Below are 15,861 nucleotides of genomic sequence, written 5' to 3'. Positions count from 1 at the left end.
CGTAAACGGGTAGAAAACATAAGATCCCAACCCGGTGAAGCGGTTAATTATACCAGCAAGTATTCAAGTACTTTTAAGCGGAGCGCGATCAGTTTTACGTAGAATACATGGTGGTTATAAATAGGCTACGTGGTTTTTATGGGACATCAATAATTTTGGAGAGCAAATGAAGATAAAAGATTTTTCTCGGTATATCCGATCAATATTCGCAATCGGTTTGTTGGGTATGGCCTCGCAAGCGATCGCGACTGCTACCGTAGAGGTATATAAAAGTCCCACGTGTGGCTGTTGCAGCAAATGGGTCGATCACATGCGTGAAAATGGATTTACCGTGAATACACACGATATTGGCAATAAAGACATTCGTAAGAAATCAGGTATTTCTGAAACACTGGGCTCTTGTCATACCGCACTGGTTAATGGGTATGCCATTGAAGGCCATGTACCGGCTGCTGATATCATGCGCTTATTAAAAGAAAAACCCAGGGCAGTCGGCTTGTCTGTGCCAGATATGCCGCACGGAACGCCTGGCATGGAGGGTTCTCGCGTTGATCCATATAATGTATTGTTAATTAAAGAACCTGGCCAGTTGCGCAAGGATACCACTATCTATAATCGTTACGATCCCTATGCAAAGCAAGCTGAAAAAGCTCAACCTGTAGCAGCCGAAGCTGAAAAGAATAGTTCCGTGATGCGATTAAAGCCGTAGTTGGATTGCATGCCTAAGTATTATTTAGCGGTGCTCGTGTTTGTGATGGCATCATTCTTGGGGTGTAAAGAAGCAACAACTTTTAGTTCGTTGCCAGGTATAAGAGATAGTCAGCCTACCGTGATGATCCAGCAAAATTTTGATACCGCACAAATCATGCGTGGTGAGAAAGTGTACGCGGCCAATTGCTCGGGTTGTCACGGGCCAAATGGCGTGGGTACGCCAGATTGGCGTAAACCCAATCCGGATGGTAAATATCCTCCACCTCCTTTGGATGGAACCGCGCACGCCTGGCATCATTCTACTGATGTCTTGAAGAAGACGATTTTGAAAGGCACCCCTCCAGAAATTGGATCTATGCCGGCATGGGAAGATAAGCTCACAGAACAGCAAATTGATGATGTTATTGTTTGGATTAAATCGTTGTGGCCTGCCGAGATTTACGATTTATGGTATAAAAATTTTGAGAATAAACAATAATGTAATTGGTAGCTTTTAAGCAGCTTTTTTGAATTTATTATCTTCGGGTTGGATAGCTTTTGAGAATCTATCGGGTAGGTGGTTCTGTTCGTGATGAACTCCTAGGGCTGCCGGTGAAAGATCGAGATTACGTCGTAGTAGGTGCGACCCCCGAGAGTTTAGTGCGCTTGGGTTATCGTCCGGTTGGGAAGGATTTTCCTGTTTTCCTGCACCCAGAAACCCATGAAGAATATGCGCTTGCACGTACAGAACGGAAAACATCTCGAGGATATAAAGGATTTGAGGTTTTAACGTCTCCTCAAGTTACTTTAGAAGAAGACTTGGCTCGTCGCGACTTAACGATCAATGCCATTGCTAAAGATCAAGCAGGTCAAATTATTGATCCATTTAATGGTGTATCGGATTTAAAAGCAGGTATCTTACGACATGTCAGTCCGGCATTTTCTGAAGATCCGGTTAGAATCTTGCGCGTTGCTCGATTTGCTGCACGGTTTAATTTCCAAGTAACCCCTGAAACGTTGTTGCTCATGAAGGATATGGTGCAAAACGGCGAGGTCAATGCACTGGTCGCTGAACGTGTTTGGCAAGAGCTGGCAAGGGGCTTAATGGCAGATATTCCGTCGAGGATGTTTTTAACTTTGCGTAATTGTGGTGCATTGGCGTGTATTTTACCTGAAGTGGATGCGTTATTTGGTGTTCCACAGCCTGAACATGCTCATCCCGAGATAGATGCGGGTGTTCATATTATGTTGGTGATTGATTATGCTGCAAAAAAAGAATACCCATTGACCGTTCGTTTCGCAGCATTGACGCATGATCTCGGTAAAGCTGCAACGCCGCGAGAGTTATGGCCGCGCCATATCGATCACGAAGCGCGTAGCGTTGGTTTGACTGAAAAACTCTGTGATCGAATACGTGTGCCGAAAAATTGCCGGGATTTGGCGTTACTGGTGGCGCGTTATCATGGCAATGTCCATCGCGCGGATGAACTGAAGCCTGCAACTATGGCTGATATGTTGCAGGCAACCGATGCCTATCGGAAACCGCAGCGATTTGAGGAATTTTTACAAGCGTGTGCATGTGATTTTTATGGACGCCCAGGATATGCAGAAAAACCGTACCCGCAACTGCCACGTTTACAGCAAGCGTTAGTAGCAGCAAAGCTTGTGGATGCAGGTGCGATTGCAAGTGCAATACGTGAAACGAATTCTGACCCCAGAAAACTACCCGATACAATACAACATAAGGTTCGCGCTGCACGCATCGATCAAATAGCAGCATCAATAAAAGCGTAAAATGAAAATCTGCTACGCTATTACACATTGATTATCTTGAGCTTGTCATGTGTCTAATACTGATCATTTATCTCTTTTGGAGGGTAAATTATGGCCATAAAAAAATGGTTAATCGCGAGTTTCGTTGTCACAAGTATGTTAGTCAGCAACATGGTGTTTTCTGGAAAAACATTGCTAAATGTTTCCTATGATCCGACCCGCGAGCTTTATCAGGAATTTAATTTGGCTTTTGCCAAGTATTGGCAAGAGAGAACACAGGAGATCTCGACTATTCAACAAGCACATGGTGCCTCCGGTAAGCAAGCTCGTTCAGTAATAGAAGGTTTGGAGGCGGATGTTGTTACATTAGCTTCTGCAAACGATATTGATAACATTGCCGGGAAGGCAAAATTATTGCCTGAGAGTTGGCAGAAACGTTTAGCGCTGCAAAGTACGCCTTATACTTCGACGATTATTTTTTTGGTACGAAAAGGTAATCCGAAAGAAATTAAAGACTGGGATGATTTAGCGCGCTCCGGTATCGAAGTGATTACGCCAAATCCGAAAACTTCTGGTGGTGCACAATGGAACTATTTGGCGGCGTGGGAGTATGGTAAGCGTAAATTTGGTGAAGAGAAAGTTAAGGAATTTGTCAGAAATATTTACGGTAATGTACCGGTCATGGATTCCAGTTCAAGAGGTGCAACGGCAACTTTTGTGGAACGGGGAGTCGGCGATGTCTTTATCGCTTGGGAAAATGAAGCATTGTTAGCTTTGAGGGAAGGCGGTGCTGATAAATTTGAGATCGTTGTTCCATCGTTAAGTATTCTTGCGCAACCTCCTGTTGCAATTATTGATAAAGTGGTTGATAAAAAAGGTACACGATCAATTGCTGAAGCTTATCTGGAATACCTTTATTCCGAAGAGGGACAGGAAATTGCGGCTAAGCATTTTTATCGCCCTACGCATGCGGGTATTACTAAAAAATATGCTGATCAGTTCCCAAGGATCGAATTATTTAAAATCGATGAAGCGTTTGGTGGATGGAAAAGCGCATACAAAACTCATTTTGCAGAAGGTGGCACATTCGATCAGATTCATTCGCAATAATGATGTGGGTTTGCGTTAAGGCATGAGTGTAAAACGGTAAGACCAGAAGGAATTCTCAAGATTTATTTTATGAAGGGATTGTTAGAGATGATGAGCGTTTTAAGGATAGACTCAAAAATACTGCTGATTTTATTGATAACCGCAACTGGCTATACTCAAGCTTATGCGGATACTATTGGATTTATTACGGATGAGCATCAGCTCTCTACCAAAGAAAAAAGGGTTGGCGAAGCTTACTATCGTGACGATATGAAGTGGATGATTTACCAAGCAGAAGTTTCCGATGACAATCCATTTTATCAAATTTTTCTGAAAAATATTGCTAGCGGTGATGTAAATCAGGTATCGCCGGGTACTGGAAAAACGACTTGCGCATGGATTCATCCAAAGCAAGATAAAGTATTGTTCTCATCTACACATGAGGATCCTGAAGCAAAAAATAAAATGAAAGCTGAGATTGAGCAAAGGAAATCTGGTGTGCAGCACTCTTATGCCTGGGATTACGATGAATATTATGATATTTATGAAACTGATTTTACGGGTGGAGGAATCAAGAATTTAACCCGAACATTGGGCTATGATGCGGAAGCATCGTGGTCACCTGATGGTAAAAAGATTGCTTTTGCTTCCAATCGACGTGCATATGCGGAAAAATTGTCTGATGAAGAGGCGGCCTTATTTAAAGCGAATCCTTCTGCGTTGATTGATATTTATATCATGGATGCGGATGGCTCGAATGTGAAGCGCTTAACACAAACCAAAAGCTATGACGGTGGACCTTTTTTTAGTCCGGATGGAAAGAGAATCGTGTGGCGACGCTTCTCTGATAATGGTCGGGAAGCTGAGATCTTTACTATGAACATTGATGGCACCGATCAGAAGCAGATTACCCATTTGAATAAATTGTCATGGGCGCCTTTCTATCACCCTTCAGGAAAATACATTATTTTTACTACCAATTTACACGGGCACCGCAATTTCGAGCTCTATATCGTGGATACAGACGGCAAAAAAGACCCAGTACGAGTAACTGATCTAGAAGGCTTTGATGGCTTGCCAGTATTTACACCGGATGGTAACTACCTGACTTGGACTAGTGATCGTACACCTGAAAAAAAGGGCCACTTATTTCATGGTAAGTGGAATCACCAAAAAGCTTTAGAGAGTCTTTCTTTGAAGTAAAATCTAATTTTGAAGACTTGGTCTTGGTTTCACTATCCTGAATCGATAAAATTTTGATTGATGGAGTATTTTATGGAATACTTCCATACCTTTTAGAGTGAGCTAATTAAAGCCTCAAGCTGTTCTTTAAGCAAACAGGATGTATTTACTGCCTTAGGTTCCTTATTGATTCGGCACTTATCTCCATAGTAAATATTATTGTATGCATTTTGGTTGGTTTTTTATTTAATCTCTTCCGAGTTTAATTCTTTACCGTTTGCGGTGGAGTACTTTATTTGGAATTACGACTAGAGAGTAATAGTAATGAAAGTTAGTATCTTTGGTACAGGGTACGTTGGTTTAGTTACTGGTAGCTGTTTGGCAGAGGTTGGTCACAATGTGTTTTGTGTCGATATTGATCAGAATAAGATCGACAATTTGAATAAAGGCATCTTGCCAATATGGGAGCCTGGACTTGAAAACATCGTTGAACGTGGCGTGCGCGAAGGACGCTTGCATTTTACTACGGATGCAGCAAAAGCTATTGACCATAGTGAAATACAAATTATTGCCGTGGGCACTCCACCGAGTGAAGATGGATCTGCCGATTTACAGCATGTTTTAAAGGTTGCTGAGGTCATCGCTCGAAACATGCAGGATTATAAAGTAGTGCTAAATAAATCGACAGTTCCGGTGGGCTCGGCAAAAAAAGTCCAAGCAAAAATCAACCAGATATTGACTGAGCGCGGCAAACAAATTCCATTCGATGTGGTTTCCAATCCGGAATTTCTAAAGGAAGGCGCGGCTGTTGATGATTTCATGAAGCCGGATCGTATTATCATTGGAACCCGTTCGATAAAAGCGAAAGAATGTATGGTTGAACTGTATGAACCATTTAACCGCAATCATGAACGCACTTTATTTATGGATGTTGAAAGTGCAGAACTGACAAAGTATGCAGCCAATGCGATGCTGGCAACCAAGATAAGCTTTATGAATGAATTGGCCAATATTGCAGAGAAGCTAGGTGCGGATATTGAGCAGGTGCGTAACGGTATCGGCGCAGATCCCCGTATTGGATATCACTTTATCTATCCGGGTTGTGGTTATGGTGGTAGTTGTTTTCCTAAAGATGTGCAAGCATTGCAAAAGGCTGCTGAGCAAGTTGGCTATGATGCCGAGCTGCTTAAAGCAACAGAAACCGTTAATTATCGTCAAAAAAATAAATTATTCGAGAAAATCAAACAACATTTTGGCAATGCTAACGCGCTTGCCGGTAAAACTATGGCTGTGTGGGGGCTCAGTTTTAAGCCAAATACCGATGATATGCGAGAAGCGCCTAGCCGCACGTTGATCGAAGCGCTTTGGGAATCGGGTGTAAAAGTGCAAGCCTTTGATCCAGTAGCGATGAAAGAGTGTCAGCGTATCTATGGTCAACGTGACGATTTGATTCTTATGGGAACTAAAGAGCAAGCATTACGTAATGCAGATGCGTTGATTGTTGTTACGGAATGGCAACAATTTCGCGTGCCAGATTTCGATCTCGTTAAAGCCGAGCTTATTAATCCTGTCATTTTTGACGGTCGCAATTTATTCGGTGTAGAAGCCATGAAACGCCGTGGTTTTGTTTATTATTCGATCGGAAGAAATTAATGCTATGAAAGTTCTGGTAACGGGTGTTGCTGGTTTTATCGGTATGCATGTTGCGCAGGTTTTGCTTAAACGGGGTGATGAGGTGATAGGAATTGATAATTTCAATGACTATTATGATCCACGTCTCAAACACGCCAGGCTTGGACAACTGGTTGACTATCTCAATTTTAAATTTACGCAAGGCGATATCGCCGATCGAAAAGTCGTTGAAGATTTGTTTGCCAAAGAAAAGCCGCAGCGGGTCATTAATCTCGCGGCACAAGCTGGTGTTCGATATTCTCTAAAGAATCCACATGTATATATGCAAACCAACTTGATTGGTTTTGGCAATATACTTGAGGGTTGCCGTCATAATGAAGTAGAACACCTAGTGTATGCGAGTTCATCCAGTGTATATGGGGCAAATACTCGGATGCCTTTTTCCGTTGATGATAGTGTTGATCATCCGGTGAGTCTGTATGCGGCTACTAAGAAAGCCAATGAATTGATGGCGCATACCTATAGCCATTTGTATGGATTACCAACTACAGGGTTGCGTTATTTTACGGTTTATGGTCCCTGGGGGCGTCCGGATATGTCTCCCTGGTTATTCACGAGTGCTATTCTTGAGGATCGCGCTATCGATGTATTCAATCATGGCAAAATGCAGCGTGATTTTACCTATGTGGATGACATTGCTGAGGGGACTGTTCGCGTTCTGGATCGTGTTGCATCATCTGATTTGCACTTTAAAACCGATGCGCCTAATCCAGGTTCTAGTTATGCGCCTTATCGGGTTTATAACATCGGTAACCATCAACCTGTAGAATTGATTACTTTTATTAAAATAATCGAAGATGCTTTAGAGCGAACCGCTAAAAAGAATTTGCTGCCCATGCAACCAGGTGACGTGATTGCTACTTATGCTGATGTTGAAGATCTCAAACGTGATATCCATTTTGAACCAAAAACCGAACTTGCGGTTGGAATCAGAAAATGGGTGGATTGGTATCGAAGCTATATTAATCGACCTTAATTATCATGCTTTCTTTTGTTTCTGCTGATGATTTTTATTATTCCTAAAAAGCTTGATAACACTATAAATTGTAATCCTTATGGCTTTTTTTAGTCGCATTCGCCATCACATTACCAATCCAGAATCATATCATCGTCGAATCGCGAGCAGTTTTTTATTGGTGAGCGCTTTTGTTTTGATAGGTAGGCTAGCCGGTGCAGCCAAGGAAATGGCAATTGCGTGGCGCTATGGCATTAGCGAGATTGTAGATGCGTATGTTTTGGTTTTCTCCCTGATTAATTGGCCTGTATCGGTTTGGTTTAGTGTTTTATCCATTGTTTTGGTGCCACTTCTGGCTCGTTTGAAAGTAAGCAATGCGATAGATATCCAGCAATTTAGGAATGAAGTATTTGGATTTACGATTGTTCTAGGCATTCTTCTCAGTATTCTTATTTACTTTTCATTCCCATATATCCTGAGAGCGAATTGGACAGGATTACCTATTTCTACACAGCATTTGGCCGATAATTTTGCAACGGGATTAGCGTCAATCGGATTGCTGGGGATTGTGATCAATTTGTTTTCTGCATGGATGTTAGCTAATGGGCATCACCGAAATACGCTTTTCGAAGCGATACCTGCATTAGTGATTTTTGTGGTGTTATTTTTGCCATCTACTTGGATGACTGAGCCTTTACTTTGGGGGACATTGATAGGCGTGGTGTTTCAACTGGTGGCACTGTCGATTCCTTTGATGCAAAGTAACCAACTAAAATTACCTCGTTTCACTTTTCAATCGCCTGCGTGGAAAGGTTTCTGGAATGCCATCGGAGTATTGGCGATTAGTCAAACGTTAATGAGTTTTTCCATAATCATCGATCAATTTACTGCGGCTAATCTAGGGGTTGGTGCTATCTCCACTCTGAGTTACTCCAATCGTGTACTTGCGCTTTTGTTGAGTCTAGGAGCAATGGCAATTGGTAGGGCGGTTTTGCCTGTGTTCTCAGATATGCATGCAAAAGGTGAAGGCGATCTTAAGAAAACCGCGTTGCAGTGGTGCGGGTGGATGTTTTTGCTTGGACTGGGGGTGCTTTTGATATTTTGGATACTTTCACCCTGGGTTATCGCTATTCTCTTTGAAAGAGGACAATTTAGCGCCGCGGATACGCAAAGCGTTTCGGATGTATTGCGTTGGGGATTGATTCAAGTGCCATTTTTTTATGCGGGATTGGTTCTCGTGCAGTTATTAGCAAGCCATGAGCGTTATAATGTCATTGCGTTTTTTACGGTTACGAATTTGTTCATTAAAATCATCGGCAATCTATTTCTGCCCGATTTGATGGGAGTATCAGGAATTGCTCTGTCAACTGGATTGATGTACGTATGGTCGACTGCTTGTCTTTATATTGCTTCGCGGCGATTCATTTAATCTACGCATTGATATGAATATTGTAATTTTTATCCATTCTTTACGTCGAGGGGGAGCTGAACGTACTGTTGTTAACTTAGCGAATGAATGGCTGAAGCACGGTAATCAAGTAACAGTGATTACGCTTGAAGATAAATCTACTGATTTCTATCAGATGAATGTCGGTATTACGCATATTTCACTTAATCTTGCTAGAGAGTCTTCAAATATTTTTAAGGCAATTTTTGCAAACTTAAACCGTATCTTAAGATTGCGTAGGGTGCTTTGCAGAATTAAACCGGATGTTGTGTTGGGTATGATGACAATCAGTGCCGCACTTGCTATCTTGGCGGGTATTCGTCTGGGCATTCCGGTCGTGGGTTCCGAACGTGTTTATCCTCCGATGTTTCCCCTGAATCGATTTTGGCATCAGATTCGTCAATGGACTTATCCCCATGCAGCTTCGATAGTTATGCAAACGCATAAGGGATTAACTTGGTTGCAGAATGAGATTCCGCGAGCCAATGGCTCTGTTATTCCCAATCCGATTCCCTATCCATTATCGGTGTTTGAGCCTAAGTTAGCTCCACAAACATTGCTTGCGGACGAGCGTAAATTATTGTTGGGAGTAGGGCGCTTAGCGGATCAAAAACGATTTGACTGTTGTTTGATGTCGTTTGCAACGCTTGCGAAGCGTTATGGGGATTGGGACCTGGTGATTCTTGGGGAAGGGCCGCTGAGAGGGGCGTTGGAATTACAAATTAAAGCGTTGGGTTTGGAATCACGCGTGCATTTACCGGGTGGAGTGGGTAATGTGGGCGATTGGTATGCGCGTGCAGATTTATATGTGATGAGTTCAAGCTTTGAAGGATTCCCGAATACATTGGTTGAAGCGATGGCGCATGGGTGCGCGGTGGTAAGTTATGATTGCGACACGGGTCCGCGCGATATTATTCGTGATGGTGAAGATGGGTTGTTGGTGAATCCAGTGGGTGATGTGACGGCGTTGACATCGGCGCTGGATCAATTGATGGGAGATGATAAGCGGCGTGAGCGTATGGCACAAAAAGCGGTCGATGTCCGCGAGCGCTTTTCGGTAGAGAGTGTTTTGGCGATGTGGGATAGCCTTTTTATCAAGGTCGTTGCTAAGTCGGCGACGTATTTGAAGTAATTGAATGTGCTGTGTATTTTGTGTCTCATATTGTCAGATTTCGTATTGTTGATATTCCAAATTTGAGTATTTTTAACGTTTAGAAAAAAGCAGAGACCGCTAAGCATGCATGATGCGAATTTTTTAACGAAGTCAATGAGGGATTAATTTCCAGTATGGCTAGGAAAATTCTTTTTTGTGTGAGTGCAATGAGTAGCGGAGGCGCTGAGCGGGTTGCTGCAAACTTGGCCAATGCATGGGTCGAGCGTGGATACCAAGTAACGCTTGTGGTGACGTATTCGAAGCGCGGAGAGTGTTTTTATGCGTTGTCAGACAAGATTCAATTATGTTATTTATCTGATCTGGTGGGGAGTTTTGATCGGCTCGGTCTGTTTGTTCAGTTCAAGCGTCTTTTTGCGCTACGGCGTTTGATTAAAACTATCCAACCTGATGTGGTGCTCTCTTTTCTTACCAATGTAAATGTCGCCACGATACTGGCTGCGTGGGGTAGTGGATATGCTGTGGTTGTTTCTGAGCGAATCTATCCACCTATGGAACCAGTTGGTCGGTTTTATAACATATTGCGTGTGCTTACCTATCCTTATGCAGCGTCGATTGTTGTGCAGACAAAAATGGGCATGCAATGGATAATCGAGAATATTCGAGGCGCACAAGGCTCTGTTATTCCCAATCCGATTCCCTATCCATTATCGGTGTTTGAGCCTAAGTTAGCTCCACAAACATTGCTTGCGGACGGGCGTAAATTATTATTGGGAGTAGGGCGCTTAGCGGATCAAAAACGATTTGACTGTTGTTTGATGTCGTTTGCAACGCTTGCGAAGCGTTATGGGGATTGGGACCTGGTGATTCTTGGGGAAGGGCCGCTGAGAGGGGCGTTGGAATCGCAAATTAGAGCGTTGGGTTTGGAATCACGCGTGCATTTACCGGGTGGAGTGGGTAATGTGGGCGATTGGTATGCGCGTGCAGATTTATATGTGATGAGTTCAAGCTTTGAAGGATTCCCGAATACATTGGTTGAAGCGATGGCGCATGGGTGCGCGGTGGTAAGTTATGATTGCGACACGGGTCCGCGCGATATTATTCGTGATGGTGAAGATGGGTTGTTGGTGAATCCAGTGGGTGATGTGACGGCGTTGACATCAGCGCTGGATCAATTGATGGGGGATGATAAGCGGCGTGAGCGCATGGCACAAAAAGCGGTCGATGTCCGCGAGCGCTTTTCGGTAGAAAGTATTTTGGCGATGTGGGATGAAGTTTTTAGCAAAATAATAGCGCAGCAAGGGAAAAATCGGCATCGTTCAACTTGATGATAATTCATTATGTCGCTAAATAACGATAAAAATAATGTTCATTGGTTGGCTTCTTTAAGCTTAATAGGGCTAGTAATAGTTTTTTTTACGAATTGGCCCATTTATCATTATAGATTTGGTGGGCCAGAAACGACTTGGTATTATGTGATCGCATGGATCATGGCTGCAGCTTTTGTTTTCCTGAAGCCGAAAATAGTGAAGTTGTTATTGTCTGAGCCAATGTTTTATTGGTTTCTAGTTTATGCGCTATCGGGTTTGCTGTGGGTCGTATTTGTCGATGCAGGTTATTTTTCGGCCGAAGATCGATCATGGCGTAGCCGGTTTCTCGCGTTATTACTTTTTTCAGCTTGTTTTGTGTTGACTGCAGGGGTCGATTTTCGGCGACTTGTAGCTGTTTGGTTCGGGTGTGCTTTGTTTGCTGCGGTATGTTTTTGGATAGATTATCTTGTGCCATTTACATTTATTCCGGCAGATCAAAAAGGAAGTAATCCTGGTCGAGCAGCTGGTTTTTTCGTTAATGCCAATATTGCAGGTGGGCTATTGGTGATCATGTGTATCGCTATCATGCCTTTTATTGCGATGCGTTGGCGTATTTTTCTGATTCTGGTTATGGGAATGGGAGTGTTCCCGACATTTTCTCGTTCGGCTATGCTGCTAGCGATATTAGTATCTTTGGTATGGATTCTACGTGGCCATTTTAATAAGAAAACCTTGCTAATATTATTAGTTGTCGTACCCTTTGTATCCATTATTGGCGCTACGCTATTTTCAATAGGATTAAGTTCCACAGAAATTAACCATGATAATGTAGCAGGACGGTTACAGTTTTTTGAGACGATGGGTAAAGAGTCGAACGATGAAAGCGCACAGGAGAGGAGATATGTTGCCGAATTGGCTTGGCAAAGATTTACTGAGAACCCTCTTGTAGGGTACGGTATGAGGGAACTGGATGAAACCTTTCCAGCATGGGGTTTTCCTCACCCACCGCATAATATGTATTTGCAGTTAATGTTTGAGCAAGGTATATGGGGCGGAATTCTTTATGCCACTTTCATGGGGATTATTTTGTTCAAAGGAATACGCTTGTATCGTCGTGCTTCATCTCGTCAGGGTTCTGAGTTTGGTGTCGCATTTATTTTGATTGCCGTATATTTTGCATTTCTGGGTTTCTTCAGCAATACTTTGTTAAGTGAAACTGTTGGAATTATTACTCTAGCAGCCTTGATGGCTAAGGAACGTGAGCTTATTTCTTCCGACCGAAGATGCGCTTGATGAGAATTTTTCTAACAATTGAATTGAGAATGATAAATTTCCTGTGATGGCTAGAAAAATTCTTTTTTGTGTGAGTGCAATGAGTAGCGGAGGCGCTGAGCGGGTTGCTGCAAACTTGGCAAACGCATGGGTTGAGCGTGGATACCAAGTAACGCTTGTGGTGACGTATTCGAAGCGCGGAGAGTGTTTTTATGCGCTGTCAGACAAAATTCAATTGTGTTATTTATCTGATCTGGTGGGGAATTTTGATCGGCTCGGTCTGTTTGTTCAGTTCAAGCGTCTTTTTGCGCTACGGCATTTGATTAAAACAATCCAACCTGATGTGGTGCTCTCTTTTCTTACCAATGTAAATGTCGCCACGATACTGGCTGCGTGGGGTAGTGGATATGCTGTGGTTGTTTCAGAAAGAACTTATCCACCTGTAAGGTCCATTGGTCGATTCTATGAATTGCTTCGGAAATTGACTTACCCGTATGCATCATCGGTGGTTATGCAAACCCATAAAGGGTTGAGTTGGTTACAGAGCGCAATTCCACGAGCTAAAGGTACGGTCGTTCCTAACCCAGTTTCATATCCACTATCGGCTTTTGAGCCTAGGTTGGTTCCGCTTACGCTGCTTGCGGATAAACGTAGACTTCTTTTGGCGGTAGGGCGATTGATAGCATTAAAGCAATTTGACTGTTGTTTGATGTCGTTTGCAACGCTTGCGAAGCGTTATGGGGATTGGGACCTGGTGATTCTTGGGGAAGGGCCGCTGAGAGGGGCGTTGGAATCGCAAATTAAAGCGTTGGGTTTGGAATCACGCGTGCATTTACCGGGTGGAGTGGGTAATGTGGGCGATTGGTATGCGCGTGCAGATTTATATGTGATGAGTTCAAGCTTTGAAGGATTCCCGAATACATTGGTTGAAGCGATGGCGCATGGGTGCGCGGTGGTAAGTTATGATTGCGACACGGGTCCGCGCGATATTATTCGTGATGGTGAAGATGGGTTGTTGGTGAATCCAGTGGGTGATGTGACGGCGTTGACATCAGCGCTGGATCAATTGATGGGGGATGATAAGCGGCGTGAGCGCATGGCACAAAAAGCGGTCGATGTCCGCGAGCGCTTTTCGGTAGAGAGTGTTTTGGCGATGTGGGATAAGCTGTTCGATCGCGTCAAAAGGTAATGCACTTATCCATTTCTAGGAGGCTAATTAATTTTGGAATAGAGCGAAAGCAGAAAAAGAGTGCGTGGCGTCAGCATATCTTTCTGATGATTTGGAATACTGATGCTTACTTCGAATTTTCTTTTTTTAAATAACTAGGATTTGCTTAAATGTGTGGAATAGCGGGTGTATTGAGTGCAAGTTTTTTACCCAATGACATAGAAGAAATATTGAAGCAAGCTGGCAGTGCTATCGCCCATCGAGGCCCTGATGATATGGGTGTCTGGGTGGACAAAGATGCCTCAATAGGGTTTGTTCACAGGCGTTTGTCTATCATAGATTTATCTCCTGCAGGCCATCAACCCATGATTTCCGCTAGTGGCCGTTTTGTTATTATTTTCAATGGTGAAATTTACAATCATTTGGATCTCCGGGAAGAGTTGGAAAAGTGTGGGCGAGCACCCAACTGGCGTGGGCATGCGGATACCGAATCGTTACTGGCAGCATTTGAGTATTGGGGGGTTGAAGCTACACTGAAAAAGACTGTCGGTATGTTTGCGATTGCACTGTGGGACAAGCAGGAGCGAAAGTTAATATTAACGCGAGACAGGATGGGTGAAAAGCCACTTTATTATGGTTTTTTCGGCGATCTATTGGTTTTCGGTTCGGAGCTTAAGGCATTACGGAAAATTCCAGGGTTTAAAGGCGAAATTAATCGAAATGTGTTGGGTTTGCTCATGAGGCATAACTATGTTCCTGCGCCCTATTCGATCTACCACGATATTGCAAAATTGATTCCGGGTACATGGCTTGAATTTACCCAAGAAATTCTGCACCGAAGAGAGAAACCTGTGCCATTCGTTTATTGGTCAGCGAAAGAAGCTGCTTTAATCGGTGTTGCAGATCCTTATCGGTTTAGTTCCGATACAGAGGCAGTGAGCGCACTGGAAAAGACATTAAAGCAATCAGTTTCTGGGCAGATGATGGCGGATGTGCCGTTGGGTGCTTTTCTTTCCGGGGGCATAGATTCATCGACAGTTGTGGCATTAATGCAAGCACAATCTGGTCGGCCGGTTAAAACGTTTTCGATCGGTTTTAATGAAAAAGAATACGATGAGGCTTTTTTTGCTAGCGAAGTTGCACGTCATCTCGGTACTGCGCATACTGAACTGTATGTGTCTCCCGAAGATGCAATGAATGTGATTCCCAAGCTTCCGGCAATATACGATGAGCCGTTTTCAGATTCTTCTCAGATACCAACATTCTTAATCTCAAAATTAGCACGCCAACAAGTAACTGTATCTTTATCGGGAGACGGTGGTGATGAGCTTTTTTGTGGTTACAATCGGTATGCTTTTGCGGAAGGTGTTTGGGATAAAATTTCTGCAATGCCAGTCGGTTTGCGCAAAATCATTGCACAAGCTATTTTGTTGATTCCACCCTCCAATTGGGATCAAATGTATGGTTTGATTTCGAGTATTATTCCTAAAAAGCATCGCTTGTTAGCATTAGGTAATAAATTGCATAAAGGCGCAACTTTCTTGGGTTGTGAATCTGGTGCTTTGCTTTACCGATCCGTTGTGACACATTGGCAACCTGAGGAAATTGTTTTGAATATGCGTGAACCGGATACGCAGTTGACCCATTTTGATCCACAAGGATTATCGTCGCTTGTAGAACAAATGATGTTTCTCGACTCGATCAGCTATTTACCAAATGATATCCTAGTTAAGGTAGATCGAGCAGCGATGTCGGTTAGCTTAGAGACACGAGTGCCACTTATTGATCATCGTGTTTATGAGTTTGCTTGGCGGTTGCCGATGCGTTATAAAGTAAGAAATAGTGATACAAAATGGCTATTGCGGCAATTACTGTACAAGTATGTTCCAAGAGAGCTGATTGATCGCCCTAAAATGGGATTTGGCGTACCTATTGATTCGTGGTTACGTGGGCCGCTGCGGGATTGGGCTGAGAATTTACTGGATGAGTCGCGTTTGAGGCGAGAAGGTTTTTTCAATCCAACGCCTATTCGTCAGAAATGGTTGGAACATTCCAGCGGCAAAAGAAATTGGCAATATCATTTGTGGGACGTATTAATGTTCCAAGCTTGGCTCGAGAGTAATGTATGAGACACATACCTGATTTATTCATTCTCTGGAAGGCTCTCTATTT

General features: G+C 43.2%; 13 protein-coding genes. All 13 read left to right on the top strand.

Annotation, left to right across the window (positions count from 1 at the left end):
• Positions 1-166 precede the first annotated feature (166 nt).
• The 13 genes from W03_RS10415 to asnB all read left to right on the top strand — a co-directional run bounded on the left by W03_RS10415 (position 167) and on the right by asnB (position 15,818).
• On the top strand, positions 167-709 hold the full coding sequence (locus tag W03_RS10415; protein ID WP_244073064.1) for a DUF411 domain-containing protein: 543 nt from the start codon (positions 167-169) through the stop codon (positions 707-709).
• Between the two features lie 9 nt (positions 710-718).
• Positions 719-1,189 (top strand): cytochrome c, encoded by a 471-nt coding sequence (locus W03_RS10410; RefSeq protein ID WP_244073062.1) that lies wholly within the window; start codon positions 719-721, stop codon positions 1,187-1,189.
• A gap of 59 nt (positions 1,190-1,248) precedes the next feature.
• Positions 1,249-2,484, top strand: a complete 1,236-nt coding sequence (locus W03_RS10405; RefSeq protein WP_244073060.1) for a multifunctional CCA addition/repair protein — start codon at positions 1,249-1,251, stop codon at positions 2,482-2,484.
• 90 nt (positions 2,485-2,574) lie between these two features.
• Entirely contained in the window at positions 2,575-3,573 is a 999-nt protein-coding gene (locus W03_RS10400; RefSeq protein ID WP_279600073.1) for a sulfate ABC transporter substrate-binding protein, read from the top strand.
• 87 nt (positions 3,574-3,660) lie between these two features.
• A complete protein-coding gene (locus tag W03_RS10395) occupies positions 3,661-4,755 on the top strand; it encodes a biopolymer transporter Tol (protein WP_244073058.1) in 1,095 nt (364 codons plus the stop codon).
• 303 nt (positions 4,756-5,058) lie between these two features.
• Positions 5,059-6,387, top strand: coding sequence for a UDP-glucose/GDP-mannose dehydrogenase family protein (locus W03_RS10390; protein ID WP_244073056.1), 1,329 nt, complete (start codon positions 5,059-5,061; stop codon positions 6,385-6,387).
• A gap of 4 nt (positions 6,388-6,391) precedes the next feature.
• Positions 6,392-7,402: an NAD-dependent epimerase gene (locus W03_RS10385; protein ID WP_244073053.1), complete on the top strand. Its 1,011-nt coding sequence runs from the start codon at positions 6,392-6,394 to the stop codon at positions 7,400-7,402.
• A 79-nt stretch (positions 7,403-7,481) separates the two neighbouring features.
• Complete coding sequence (gene murJ, locus W03_RS10380; RefSeq protein ID WP_244073052.1) at positions 7,482-8,810, top strand: murein biosynthesis integral membrane protein MurJ; 1,329 nt, start codon at positions 7,482-7,484, stop codon at positions 8,808-8,810.
• Between the two features lie 13 nt (positions 8,811-8,823).
• Complete coding sequence (locus W03_RS10375) at positions 8,824-9,960, top strand: glycosyltransferase family 4 protein (protein ID WP_244073051.1); 1,137 nt, start codon at positions 8,824-8,826, stop codon at positions 9,958-9,960.
• A gap of 155 nt (positions 9,961-10,115) precedes the next feature.
• Positions 10,116-11,267 carry a glycosyltransferase family 4 protein gene (locus W03_RS10370; RefSeq protein WP_244073050.1) on the top strand — a complete coding sequence of 384 codons (1,152 nt, stop codon included), beginning with the start codon at positions 10,116-10,118 and terminating at the stop codon, positions 11,265-11,267.
• 12 nt (positions 11,268-11,279) lie between these two features.
• Entirely contained in the window at positions 11,280-12,542 is a 1,263-nt protein-coding gene (locus tag W03_RS10365) for an O-antigen ligase (protein ID WP_244073047.1), read from the top strand.
• 46 nt (positions 12,543-12,588) lie between these two features.
• Positions 12,589-13,710: a glycosyltransferase family 4 protein gene (locus W03_RS10360; protein WP_244073046.1), complete on the top strand. Its 1,122-nt coding sequence runs from the start codon at positions 12,589-12,591 to the stop codon at positions 13,708-13,710.
• 149 nt (positions 13,711-13,859) lie between these two features.
• The gene (asnB, locus tag W03_RS10355; protein WP_244073043.1) at positions 13,860-15,818 is read left to right on the top strand and encodes an asparagine synthase (glutamine-hydrolyzing); all 1,959 of its coding nucleotides are present in this window, start codon (positions 13,860-13,862) and stop codon (positions 15,816-15,818) included.
• Positions 15,819-15,861: the final 43 nt, after the last annotated feature.

Source organism: Nitrosomonas sp. PY1 (genome assembly GCF_022836435.1).
Taxonomy (GTDB): Bacteria; Pseudomonadota; Gammaproteobacteria; order Burkholderiales; family Nitrosomonadaceae; genus Nitrosomonas.
This window is presented reverse-complemented; position numbering and strand designations above follow the sequence as displayed.

Excerpts from the sequence above, each read along its gene's own strand:
- W03_RS10415 (WP_244073064.1), top strand. The coding sequence starts at position 167 with ATGAAGATAAAAGATTTTTCTCGGTATATCCGATCAATATTCGCAATC.
- W03_RS10410 (WP_244073062.1), top strand. The coding sequence starts at position 719 with ATGCCTAAGTATTATTTAGCGGTGCTCGTGTTTGTGATGGCATCATTC.
- W03_RS10400 (WP_279600073.1), top strand. The coding sequence starts at position 2,575 with ATGGCCATAAAAAAATGGTTAATCGCGAGTTTCGTTGTCACAAGTATG.
- W03_RS10395 (WP_244073058.1), top strand. The coding sequence starts at position 3,661 with ATGATGAGCGTTTTAAGGATAGACTCAAAAATACTGCTGATTTTATTG.
- W03_RS10390 (WP_244073056.1), top strand. The coding sequence starts at position 5,059 with ATGAAAGTTAGTATCTTTGGTACAGGGTACGTTGGTTTAGTTACTGGT.
- W03_RS10385 (WP_244073053.1), top strand. The coding sequence starts at position 6,392 with ATGAAAGTTCTGGTAACGGGTGTTGCTGGTTTTATCGGTATGCATGTT.
- murJ (WP_244073052.1), top strand. The coding sequence starts at position 7,482 with ATGGCTTTTTTTAGTCGCATTCGCCATCACATTACCAATCCAGAATCA.
- W03_RS10375 (WP_244073051.1), top strand. The coding sequence starts at position 8,824 with ATGAATATTGTAATTTTTATCCATTCTTTACGTCGAGGGGGAGCTGAA.
- W03_RS10370 (WP_244073050.1), top strand. The coding sequence starts at position 10,116 with ATGGCTAGGAAAATTCTTTTTTGTGTGAGTGCAATGAGTAGCGGAGGC.
- W03_RS10365 (WP_244073047.1), top strand. The coding sequence starts at position 11,280 with ATGTCGCTAAATAACGATAAAAATAATGTTCATTGGTTGGCTTCTTTA.
- W03_RS10360 (WP_244073046.1), top strand. The coding sequence starts at position 12,589 with ATGGCTAGAAAAATTCTTTTTTGTGTGAGTGCAATGAGTAGCGGAGGC.
- asnB (WP_244073043.1), top strand. The coding sequence starts at position 13,860 with ATGTGTGGAATAGCGGGTGTATTGAGTGCAAGTTTTTTACCCAATGAC.